General features: G+C 44.6%; 7 protein-coding genes and 1 pseudogene. 6 read left to right on the top strand and 2 right to left on the bottom strand.

Going from position 1 to position 11,492, the window contains the following annotated elements:
* Nucleotides 1-740: 740 nt before the first annotated feature.
* From F6J94_RS21580 to F6J94_RS21570, 3 genes are all read left to right on the top strand, one after another.
* Complete coding sequence (locus F6J94_RS21580) at nt 741-1,901, top strand: esterase-like activity of phytase family protein (RefSeq protein WP_293044021.1); 1,161 nt, start codon at nt 741-743, stop codon at nt 1,899-1,901.
* A 257-nt stretch (nt 1,902-2,158) separates the two neighbouring features.
* Nucleotides 2,159-2,773, top strand: a complete 615-nt coding sequence (locus F6J94_RS21575) for a chromophore lyase CpcT/CpeT (protein ID WP_293044025.1) — start codon at nt 2,159-2,161, stop codon at nt 2,771-2,773.
* A gap of 275 nt (nt 2,774-3,048) precedes the next feature.
* Nucleotides 3,049-4,182, top strand: coding sequence for a glycosyltransferase family 1 protein (locus F6J94_RS21570; RefSeq protein ID WP_293026093.1), 1,134 nt, complete (start codon nt 3,049-3,051; stop codon nt 4,180-4,182).
* Between the two features lie 97 nt (nt 4,183-4,279).
* On the opposite strand, the pseudogene F6J94_RS21565 reads toward F6J94_RS21570, so the two are convergent.
* Nucleotides 4,280-4,666, bottom strand: a pseudogene (locus tag F6J94_RS21565) (RNA-guided endonuclease InsQ/TnpB family protein); the annotation flags it as partial.
* A 476-nt stretch (nt 4,667-5,142) separates the two neighbouring features.
* Between F6J94_RS21565 and F6J94_RS21560 the strand changes: the two are divergent.
* Nucleotides 5,143-7,710 (top strand): adenylate/guanylate cyclase domain-containing protein, encoded by a 2,568-nt coding sequence (locus F6J94_RS21560; RefSeq protein ID WP_293044019.1) that lies wholly within the window; start codon nt 5,143-5,145, stop codon nt 7,708-7,710.
* A 20-nt stretch (nt 7,711-7,730) separates the two neighbouring features.
* Here F6J94_RS21560 and F6J94_RS21555 read toward each other — a convergent pair whose 3' ends face one another.
* Nucleotides 7,731-7,952, bottom strand: a complete 222-nt coding sequence (locus F6J94_RS21555; protein ID WP_293044017.1) for a hypothetical protein — start codon at nt 7,950-7,952, stop codon at nt 7,731-7,733.
* 282 nt (nt 7,953-8,234) lie between these two features.
* On the opposite strand from F6J94_RS21555, the gene purC reads away from it, so the two are divergent.
* Together purC and F6J94_RS21545 are read left to right on the top strand one after the other, a co-directional pair.
* Nucleotides 8,235-8,963, top strand: a complete 729-nt coding sequence (purC, locus tag F6J94_RS21550) for a phosphoribosylaminoimidazolesuccinocarboxamide synthase (protein ID WP_293026099.1) — start codon at nt 8,235-8,237, stop codon at nt 8,961-8,963.
* Between the two features lie 304 nt (nt 8,964-9,267).
* Entirely contained in the window at nt 9,268-11,343 is a 2,076-nt protein-coding gene (locus F6J94_RS21545) for a BamA/TamA family outer membrane protein (protein WP_367142252.1), read from the top strand.
* Nucleotides 11,344-11,492 lie beyond the last annotated feature (149 nt).

Below are 11,492 nucleotides of genomic sequence, written 5' to 3'. Positions count from 1 at the left end.
CAGCCCAGGTGGGGTCGCAATTTGGCTCGAAGTTGGTTAATCTGTTCCATGAGGGTTTGTGGTCTTTGTGGTAATTTCCATCAAACCCTCTCCCTGGCACTTTTTGCAACTTTTGTCCTGTACTGAGATGCGCAACAGCTTAACTTCAAAATGCCTAAAAAAAAATTGGTATGATGTTTTGCCAAGGTTTGTTTTGGATTTGGTTCCAATCTGGTGAATAGTTTTTGTATGTTTGTAATAGACATGTCGTAAACTAGTCAAATTATTGCCAATTGTTCGGTCATTATGATTTTATATCAAGTCCGGTTCAATACCCATAATAAAAGTGTATCGAAGGCAGATCGCAGAAGGCATAAGGGTGCATTTTAATGCATTAAATTAGGCAAATTTATCATAAAAATATCATACTTTTCACACTTACAAAACTTCCGAAAGTTCCCACAATTACCTTCTTTTTAACAAATATGATATGCACCATGAGCGACTGCATCAAGAGACAGGGTAGTAATTTTTATGGAGAGATGTTAAGCTATCCAAGACTCGTTTTGTAAACTGTTTTAAAAACATGACGCGATCATAATTTAATTTTTAAATAGCACCAATAGGTAGACAGCTTAGTACTTTTTTTTAGACATAATTTATAACAATCAACACTTCTGGTCGAAGCAAGTAATAATACAAGTAAGTTAAGGTACTGCTCAACTGACCTAATGTTAAGAAAACCTAAAAAAATCTCAACGATGCTATGGGTTGTGGTAATAATATTCCTGGGTAGCCTGACCACTACCTGTAGCTTTTTACCAGCCATCACAGCAGAGGAACGCACCTTCCTCAACCTTTCCGTGAACTTCTTAGGGGAGTATCAACTCCCCCAAACGAAGTTCAAAAATACAGTAGTGGGAGGGTTGTCAGGATTGACCTATGATCGGGAACGCGATCGCTTTTTAGCCGTTTCTGATGATCGTTCTCGATTAGCTCCAGCTCGATTCTACACCCTGAAACTAACCTTCAATCCCACCGATACAGGGAAGATAGGGATTGAAAACGTAGAAGTGGAAGATGTCACTTTTCTTAAAGATGAAAATGGTGAAACCTTTGTAAGGGGTACCCTGGATCCAGAAGGGATTGCTTGGTCTGGAAAAGATTCTGTATTTATCTCTAGTGAAGGGGCTACTAATCAAAGCATTGCTCCATTCATTCGGCAGTTTGATATAGCAACAGGACAACAGTTGCAAAATTTAAAAATTCCCCAGCGTTATCTACCGAATGACACTGACCTAGAAACAGTCAGTAATGGTATCCAGGATAACTTAGGCTTTGAGGCATTAACCTTAGAACCGATCAGCCTAGCTGCAGCAAGTGGGCAAGAATCATTTCGCTTATTTAGTGCCAGTGAGTACTCCCTACACCAAGACCAGCCAGAAGCAGATACCGAACAAGCAGCGGGAATTCGTTGGTTGCACTATTTGATTGGAGACGTTACTCCTCCAATGCTGGTTAGTGAACATCTTTACTTACTCGAGCCAGACCCCCCTAACACCCTTTCTCACGGTTTGACTGAGTTATTAGCAGTGGATACCGCAGGACATTTTCTGAGTTTGGAGCGTACCTATGGTTTTTTTGGATTTAGTGCAAAACTTTATCAAGTGGTGATGGGTGGAGCAACTGATACAACCAAAATTGCTACTCTCAAGGGTAATGTTTCCAAGATTAAGCCACTGCAAAAAAAGTTGTTGTTGGATTTGAGTGAATTGGGGATTTACTTAGATAATTTAGAGGGAATGACCCTTGGTCCGCGCTTGAGTGATGGCACTCAGAGTTTAATTTTGGTGAGTGATAACAATTTTAGTGAGGCTCAGGTGACACAGTTTCTGTTGTTTGGGATTAAAGGTTTTAAATAGCCCAAAAAAACCAGAGGTATTCCCAAGCTCTCGCCAGTAAGCTATCAGCTATAGCGCTGGGCACAGGAAATACAGAATAGGGAACTTTGGATCAGGGTAATGATGGGCGCTTGTCAACTAAAGGTTTTAGCCATTGGTCTTGATGCAGAACCCAAACCATAAGGGACTGCATCAAGACCATGTATTGTAAAGATACCAACTACATCGAACACTACTTCATCCGAAGTTCCCTGATTCTAAGTTCAACACTTCTGGTAATGACTCATTCTACGGATATCGCTACTTTAGCTCGCTGGATGGCAGCTGATTTTAGTAACCAACAGCAGGCGTTTGAGAATCCACCATTATATGCTCACATCCGCGTCTGCATGCGTCCTCTACCTTGGTCAGTGCTAGATGGATGTAGCTTGTTCCTTGAGCAAGCCTATGACTATATGCTCAACACCCCCTACCGAGTGCGGGTACTAAAGATTGTTGAGCTAGACGGGCAAATCAAAATCGAAAATTACAAGGTTCAGGATGAAAAACTATTATACGGAGCTTCCCGTGATTTAGAACGTCTAAAATCCCTGAGTGCCCAACAGCTAGAGAAGCTTCCTGGTTGCACGTTCAATGTTACCTGGACTGGTCACAGCTTCAAAGCCGAAGTAGAACCAGGTAAAGCTTGCTTGGTGGTGCGCAATAACAAAGAAACCTATCTCGATAGTAGCTTTGAAGTAATGGAAGAAACATTGATTAGTCTTGACAGGGGACGTGACCCCCAAACCGATGAACTAATTTGGGGTTCGATTGCTGGAGCATTTCACTTTGCACCCAGGACTAGCTTCGCGTCAGAAGTGCTGATTCCAACTCCGGAATTGACTGAACTATAGAATTAACTCTTACCGTGGCGGTTTGACTTCAAAAAAGGTTCGATACAAACGACGATTATAGCCAAACCGATCAGGTTAGAGTCAAGGGCTTGGTGGAATCTCTAAACACCATGACCAATGTTCTAATACCTATAAACTAATCTCATGCCCAACAAGTCCCCCAAACCTGATACATTTAGCGAGTAAGGTCACGCAAGTTGGATCAACGGACTATAAACTACTAATAACTAATGACTAATCAATAATAACTAATGACTAATCAATAATCACTAATTATGCGAATTGCTTTTTTTACTGAAACATTTCTACCCAAAGTTGATGGCATCGTGACCCGGTTGCGCCACACAGTGGAACATTTGCAGCGTAACGGTGACCAAGTGCTAGTTATATGCCCAGAAGGGGGACTCAAAGCCTACAAAGGAGCCAAAATTTACGGTGTTTCTGGCTTTCCCCTACCCTTGTATCCCGAATTAAAGCTAGCCCTGCCACGACCCTCTATTGGTGGGGTATTAGAAGAGTTTCAACCAGATTTGATCCATGTTGTAAACCCAGCAGTATTAGGGTTGGGAGGTCTGTATTATGCCAAGGTGATGAATATTCCCTTGGTTGCCTCCTACCACACCCATTTACCTCAGTACCTCCAGCACTACGGATTGGGTATGCTCGAAGGAGTTATGTGGGAGTTAATTAAGGTTAGTCACAATCAAGCTGAGCTGAATTTGTGTACCTCTAATGCTATGGTACAGGAATTAAGAGACCATGGTGTTGAGCGAGTAGACTTGTGGCAGCGAGGTGTGGATACGGAAACGTTCCAACCAGAGTTAGCTTCATCCCAAATGCGATCGCATCTTTCCCAAGGAAATCCAGACAGCCCCATACTCCTTTATGTAGGGCGTCTTTCGGCTGAAAAAGAAATTGAGCGGATCAAGCTAGTGCTAGAAGCAATTCCCAACGCTTGCCTAGCATTAGTAGGAGATGGACCGCACCGTAAGGAACTAGAAGCACACTTTGCTGGAACCCCGACTCATTTCGTAGGTTACCTTACCGGTACAACCCTCGGCTCTGCCTTTGCCTCTGCTGATGCATTTATCTTTCCTTCTCGGACAGAAACCTTAGGACTAGTCTTACTAGAAGCGATGGCAGCAGGTTGTCCCGTGGTAGCAGCCAACTCTGGAGGGATTCCAGATATTGTCACCGATGGGATGAATGGGTATTTATACGATCCAGCAGATGAGCAAGGAGCGATCGCAGCAACCCAGCGTCTCTTAGCACAACAGCAGGAACGGGAAACTCTGCGCCGCAATGCTAGAGCAGAAGCTGAACGCTGGAGTTGGTCAGCTGCTACACGCCAATTGCAACGTTACTACCAGGCAATCGTGTTTTCCGAATCCATGTCTTCCGCTGCTTGACATACTCCCCCGTTAAATCGGAGATGATAACGGGGGATTCTCACAATATGTGATTCAAGGTTCAATCAGACAACTTCTTGAATTAGGTTTCCCTTCATCAACAGCGGTCGAACTCACCCCTGGGCATTTCCGTATTAACAGCAGTTTCCCTATGCCCTAGGGTACTGTTGTATTCAACACCTAAAACCTCTAATCCCCGCTTCAAAATGTTGAGAGCTGCGTTGGTATCACGACAGATTTATAGATGACAACGAGGACATTTATGAGTCCGGGTGCTGAGGGATTTTTTTACCCGATAACCACAGTTAGAACAATCGGCAGATGTGAAGTGGGGGTTGACCGATATCACAGTTTTATCCCAGATTTTTCCAAAGTATTCTAACCATTGGGTGAATTGATACCAACCTGCATCAGAAATCGACTTAGCCAAATGATGATTCTTGACCATGTTTTGTATCTTCAGATCTTCATAGACAACCACATCCTCCTCCCGACATTGAGGTAAGCATCCCAAAGGTCTGACACCAGTAGCGGTTTTAGGTGTTAGGTGTGAAGTTTTAATCACCTAAGGCCTAATTAAGCCTGCCTAATTCAAGGGTTTATGCCTAGTCATAGGGAACATGTCAAGGAAGGGTTTGAGGGTCTCAGGGGGCGTAATGGGGTTGAGCTTACTGACTTTATTGCAAAATCTTATCGAAAACTTAACTATTGTAATTGTACAATCCTTAACAGTTTTAGGGAAACCTATAGTATAGAAAGTACCCCCTAGGGTACTAATTTTTACTGTAGAGATATGCCAAACTTGTAATCAGGATCGGGATATCCTCAGATCCACTTATAACCAGGGTGTCAATTCATGTTTTTGAAGTCAAAGACGCTAGAAGACTTATCAACGCAGCAATTCTTATCTGCCCAGTTGACTTGCCCTCACGCGCCTCCAAAGGCAGGAGCAGACAAAGTATGACAAGACGGAACACCAGTAGTGTTACCGCTACACTATCTCAGTTAACTCAACCCTCACAAACCAGCAATCTGATTGATCGCATCAAAACCCTATCCATTCCTCAATTTAGCTGCTGGTTAGATTTCTTTGCTGCTGATTTCCAACAGTTTCTAGGAGCGATCGCACTGATCAACAATGAGGCTCTGGAAACTCGGCTAGAGCAGGTGATAGAGGCTTTAACCCTAAAAGTTGGTCAAGTCCTACAGGCAGACCAAGCCACTATTTTCATGGTTGACACCGACACAGGTCAACTATGGGCAAACATTCCCCAACGTCACACGAACAAAACAATAGAACGCCGCATTCCCCACAATCAGGGTGTTGTCGGTCATGTTGCTGCCACTGGCAAGTCTTTCAATACGTCAGTTGCTTACCATCATCCCCTATTTAACCCAGAATTTGACGAAATCCCTGGCTATCGTACCCAAAGCCTCCTGTGTATGCCAATTTTTAATAGCAATAACCAGGTGGTTGCTGTTATAAATTTTTTCAATAAAACTGGCGGTGTGCCGTTCGACAGTACCGACGAAAAGCAATTTCAGGACTTTGCCGACGACCTTGGCATCATCCTCGAAGCCTGCCAATCATTTCAACAGGCAGCTCGCAACCAACGGGGAGTGATTGCTCTGCTCAAGGCAACTGAGTCTCTGGGAAAGAGCCTTAAGCTCGAAGAAACCCTAGGTGTAGTTATGGAGCAGGCTCGGGATCTCATGCAAGCAGACCGCTCCACCCTATTTTTGCTATGCCAAGATCGCAAAGAACTTTGGAGTAAGGTAGCTACAGCGGATGGACAAAACACTATAGAAATAAGAATACCAGCCAACCGAGGTATTGCTGGTTATGTAGCATCCACTGGTGAGCCACTCCATATTCCAGATGCCTATAAAGACGAGCGTTTTGACCCGACCACTGACAAACAAACCGGTTATCGCACCCAAAGTATCCTTTGTATGCCGGTATTTAACTCCAAAAATATATTAATCGGTGTGACTCAGTTAATCAACAAGCACCAAGGATACTTTACCAGCTCTGATCAAGAGTTTATGCGGGCGTTTAATATTCAGGCAGGCATAGCTCTGGAAAATGCCCAACTGTTTGAAAGCGTCCTGATTGAAAAGCAATATCAGCAAGATATCCTGCAAAGTTTAACCGACGCAGTGATTTCCACTGACATGCAGGGACGAATTGTGATGATTAATGATGCAGCTATCAAGTTTCTAGGTGGTCCTAATCGTAGAAAAGGCAGTCCCGATTGGAAATTCTGGCAGTCTAAGCTCACTGGTCGATACATCTGGGATGTAGTGCCGATTGAAAATCTCCAGTGGCGTTGGCAAGATAGCTTGGCTACGGGGACTCGGCATTATATGCCAGAGCAAACTCTGAAGATTGGTATCTATAAACCTGCTCAAGGGGATTCACAAGGGTCACCATCCATGGTTCTGGCAATGCCAAAGTGGGATGACCCGAATGTTTATGTACCCTGGAATGAAACACCCCAGACGGAATCTTCATCTACTTATTATTTGTCAAAATACCAAGTTCAGGAAACTGAACGCAGTCTGAACCTAAGCGTCAATCCTTTGCTCAACCCAGAGGGAAGTGTGCGAGGTGGGTTGGTGGTTTTAGAAGATATGACTCGTGAGAAGCGTATGAAGACAGCCATGTATCGCTACATGACTCCACGGGTTGCTGATCAAGTCTTAGCCCTCGGGGAAGATACCTTAATGCAGGGCAAGAAGCAAGAAGTAACTATTCTATTTTCCGATATCCGGGGCTACACAAACCTCACAGAACATCTCGGAGCAACAGAGGTGGTATCGTTGCTCAACAAGTATTTTGAAACCATGGTAGAGGCTGTATTCAATCACGATGGCACCTTGGACAAGTTTATTGGAGATGCCTTGATGGCCGTGTTTGGAGCACCTTTACCCCTGCAAAATCATGCTTGGAAGGCTGTCAAATCAGCTCTAGATATGCGCTCACGCTTAGCAAAATTTAATTCCAATCGCAGCCGTAATAACCAACCCGAAATCCGGATTGGGATGGGAATTAGTTCTGGAGAAGTGGTTTCCGGCAATATCGGCTCCCAAAAACGGATGGACTATACGGTTATTGGAGATGGGGTGAATCTAAGTGCTCGCCTCGAAAGCGTTACCAAAGAGTATGGCTGCGACATTATCTTGAGTGAGTATACCTATAACTTGTGCCGCGATCGCATTGTGGTGCGGGAGTTAGATCAAATCCGGGTCAAAGGTAAAAACCAAGCCGTTAGGATTTATGAATTAATTGGCAAAACCGACGTATCCCTTAGCGATAACAGAAAACGGTTCTTGGATTTGTATCAAGCAGGGCGTAATGCTTACATCAAACGAGACTTTCACCAGGCACTCAAGTATTTTACTGATGCACTAGAAATACAACCAAATGACCGGCCTGTCAAGCTCCATATTAACCGAGCTAAAAACTATTGTGATCATCCTCCTGATGATTCCTGGGATGGAGTTTACACGATGACCACTAAGTAAAGAATGACGTATTTCATCTTTTATATACCCAGGCTCTTTTTGCTTTGTTTCAAGTCTTTCCAGAGTTGTTTAATCTGCTGGTAAGCCTCTTTTGGAGGCAGCTTACCAGCAGTTTCCAGATTACAGATGTAGCTGACTCTTTGAGCAAATTCCTGTAAATTAGCGTTAAAAACCACGTTTTCTGGCTTGAACTGACCGTGATAGGGACTGCGAGGATGTAAAAAATCAGATGGATCTACCATAGCTATTGCCTGTACCAGACCTTCTTAACCTAACCTTAACTTAACTGATTAAATTATAACTCACGCTCCGCCAAATTTCTGATTTTATGTGATTGTCAAGATGTATAGCAATCCTAAATCAGTTATCAAACATGAAAAATCTGAAATCATTGCTGGGCTTGCCTTAAGGGCGATTAGGCGCAGCCGACGCGATCGCGTTCGCTTTGGCCACTATATTTTACGAATCATTTAGGGCTGGTATATCTGTCAATATATTGTCAGTCAACCATCATCTTACTGATTATGTCCCCTGATCAAAAACTCTACGAAGGTAAAGCGAAAATCTTATATACTACCGATGACCCAGAGATTCTACTGACTTACTTTAAAGATGATGCCACTGCCTTTAATGCCCAAAAGCGAGGTCAGATTTCTGGGAAGGGTGAGATTAATTGTGCGATCGCATCTCATTTGTTCAAAGTCCTAGAAGAGAAGGCAATTGCTACGCACTTCATTGACCGTCCTACTCCCAACCAAATGTTGGTCAAACAGGTAAAAATTCTGCCCTTGGAGGTGGTAGTCAGGAACATTGCTGCTGGTAGTCTATGTCAACAAACTGGAATACCAGAGGGTCGGGTACTCCCAAAGCCCTTAGTGGAATTTTATTTGAAGAATGACGACTTAGGAGATCCCTTGTTAACACGCGATCGCTTACTACTGCTGGAACTAGCAACGCCTGAGCAGTTGAACCAACTGATTGAGCAAGCGTTGCGAATTAACCAAATTCTCACTGACTTCTTCTATCAGTGTGGCATTACTCTAGTAGACTTCAAGTTGGAGTTTGGTCTAACCCCGTCTGAAGAACTACTATTAGCCGATGAAATCAGTCCTGATACCTGCCGCCTTTGGAACCAAGCCGAAACTGATCCGGAGCGTCGAGTGATGGACAAAGACCGATTTCGGAAGGACTTGGGCAATGTAGAACAAGCCTATCAGCAAGTGCTACAAAAAATTCTTGAGAGCAAACTCTAATCAGCCTCTGACTAGACCTCACAGGGTAAAAACAAGTGACGGGATTGATGCCATCGTTAACCCGTAACCCAAAAAAATTCAGCACATTGGTAAAAATAACCACAGACGAACGAAAATAGACAACAGGCATGCGCATTGCTTGCTTAGGTCAAGTGTTCAGTCATGGTACTGTGGCTGACAACTAATAACTAATATAATAGTTGCTCCTATGGCACTGGAGTTGTTAGCCCTCCGTCAACCAGTAATCAATGGCTTACTGAGAGTTTACCAATGACCAATGACCCAATAGGAATGGTGTGTGGAAGTGTCAAAAACAAATAACACAATGCGTTTATCTCCCTTGTTAGCAGCAATGATCGCTGCTACTGCCAGTATTGGTTTATCCAAACCAACCCGTGGGGAAACCGTTCAGTCCCTACCGGATGCACCCCAACAGGATTCCAGTGGCGTAAAAACACCATTACAAGCAGTTCCTGAAACAATTGCTGTGCAGGCAAAACCAACGACTACCTCGGTGATTCACTCTTCTGAGAACCAGGTGGCAGTACCGACCAAGAGTGTTGTGCAGGCTGTGCCTACCACTCTTGGTGGGTCGAATTCTTCACCAACCCAGGTGGCAGTACCCACTAAACCAACTAAACTAGTGGTTCCGGTAGATTCAACAGCCGCAGAGTTACCCTCCTTTAGCCCAAACCCACCCCAACTATCACCAGATAGCATCGAAGGGAGTGCTCAACTAACACCTGCTTTTGGGATAGATCAACCGTCCCAACTCCCCGAAAGCACTCAACTGGAGCCCCCTTCAACTCAACCTCCTTTATCAATCGATAGCATCGAAGGGAGTGCTCAACTAACACCTCCTTTTGGGACAGATCAACTGTCGCAACTTCCGGAACCCACTCAACTGGAGCCCCCCTCAAGTCAACCTCCTTCTGACTCCTCAGAAGTACGAGTACTGGTAGCAGAAGTCTTGATTACTGGCGCACCTCCCCAACTGGAAGAGGAAATTTATCGGGTGATTAAAACCCGACCAGGACGAGCAACCACCCGCTCTCAGCTTCAGGAAGATGTGAATGCTATCTTTGCCACAGGTTTCTTTTCCAGTGTGGATGTGCAGCCAGAAGATACTCCCTTGGGAGTTAGGATTAGCTTTATTGTCAGAGCTAACCCAGTACTGCGCCAGGTTGCAGTCAAAACAGAACCCCCAGGGGAAGGGCAACGGATCGTAAACCAGGAAAAAATTAATGAAATCTTCAGTGAGCAATATGGCTCAATCCTGAATCTGCGAGACCTGCAAGAGGGAATCAAAAAATTAAACGATTGGTATAAGGAAGAAGGTTATGACCTAGCTCAAGTGATTGATGCTGAGCAAGTCACACCGGATGGCACAGTCACCTTGGTCGTGGCAGAAGGGGTGATTGAAGCTGTCAAGGTGCGTTTTCTCGATGAAGATGGTAACCCGATTGTAGATGAAAATGGCAACCCACTTCCATCAATGACTGACCAGGAAGAACCGGTTGGGGGTAATACTCGCCCCTTTATTATTACCCGGGAGGTGGAGTTAAAATCCGGTAGTGTATTTAACCGGAAGAAAGCCCAAAGGGACCTACAGCGAGTTTTTGGTTTAGGGATTTTCGATGATGTACGCTTTTCCTTTGAACCCGGTACTGACCCACGCCAGGTGGTGATAGTAGTAGATGTGATTGAGAAGAGTAGTGGCTCGATTGCGGCTGGTGCAGGTCTGAGTTCTGCCAGTGGTTTTTTTGGTACCGTGAGCTATCAACAGCAAAATCTAGGGGGTAATAATCAGACCTTAGGGGGAGAATTTCAGCTGGGAACCCGAGAGCTATTGTTCGATTTGAGCTTTACAGACCCTTGGATTGCAGGAGACCCCTTCCGCACTTCTTACACGGTCAATGCTTTCCGACGGCGCTCGATTTCCTTGGTCTTTAATGGAGGCAGCGGTGAGAATAATATTAAAGTTCCTAATGATGATAATGATGGAGACCGCCCCCGGATTGTGCGCACTGGTGGTGGAGTGACTTTTCGCCGTCCTTTATCGCAAGATGTATTTAAACGGTCAGAATGGACAGCATCCCTAGGCTTGAAATATCAACATGTTGCCATTGAAGATAGTGATGGGGATGTTAGACCTGAATCTACAGATGGAGAACTGTTGAGCTTTAGTGACAGTGGTGAAGATGACCTAACTACTGTCCAGTTAGGGGCAGTGCGGGATTTACGCAATAGTACAACCCAACCTACTAACGGTTCCCTACTCAGGTTGGGCATGGAACAATCTATTCCTATTGGTAGTGGCAGCATCTTAATGAATCGGTTAAGAGGTATTGCTAGGGTGCATCTCCTAAAAGTTGTTTGACCCAGCAGTGGTGCGTTACGGGCAGCAACCTAACCCTGGCGAAGAGGGGAAACATGAAGCCCCCCCTGAAGCACCACTAGCAACTGTTCCCTGGTCTGTGTTCCATTAAAGTGACAGCTCCCACACTGACTCTTTGAGTTCAGTGTGGC

Origin of the sequence: Moorena sp. SIO1F2 (assembly GCF_010672755.1) — a bacterium.
In the GTDB taxonomy this organism is placed as follows: domain Bacteria; phylum Cyanobacteriota; class Cyanobacteriia; order Cyanobacteriales; family Coleofasciculaceae; genus Moorena.
The sequence above is the reverse complement of the archived record's forward strand: the minus strand, read 5'-3'. Positions and strand labels throughout refer to the sequence as shown.